The sequence below is a fragment of the Microbacterium sp. GbtcB4 genome (assembly GCF_019091465.1).
Taxonomy (GTDB): Bacteria; Actinomycetota; Actinomycetes; order Actinomycetales; family Microbacteriaceae; genus Microbacterium; species Microbacterium paraoxydans.
Genome location: NZ_JAGXJJ010000519.1, coordinates 1 through 238, shown reverse-complemented (window position 1 = coordinate 238; position 238 = coordinate 1). Strand labels below are relative to the sequence as shown.

Sequence of the window (238 nt, the reverse complement as noted above, 5' to 3'; positions counted from 1 at the left end):
CAGAGGTGTCGGCCAGCCACGCGCTCGAGGAGGTCGCGACAGGGGTCGACGGCCTTCCCCGCGCCGAAGCCGGTGAGTGAGCGCACCTCCATCTCGGCCGCCAGCTCGGGAGTCTCGCGCCGCGTGCTGGTGACGGTCCCGAGCCCGCCGAGCGCGAACCCCAGCGGCATGGACACGATGCCCGGGTTGTTCAGGGGCCAGACGGCGATGTCGACCCCCGGGATCATCGACGTCGGCG

At 72.7% G+C, this 238-nt stretch carries 1 pseudogene; it reads right to left on the bottom strand.

Annotation, left to right across the window (positions count from 1 at the left end):
• A pseudogene (locus KVS71_RS18675) lies at positions 1–238 on the bottom strand (hypothetical protein); the annotation flags it as partial.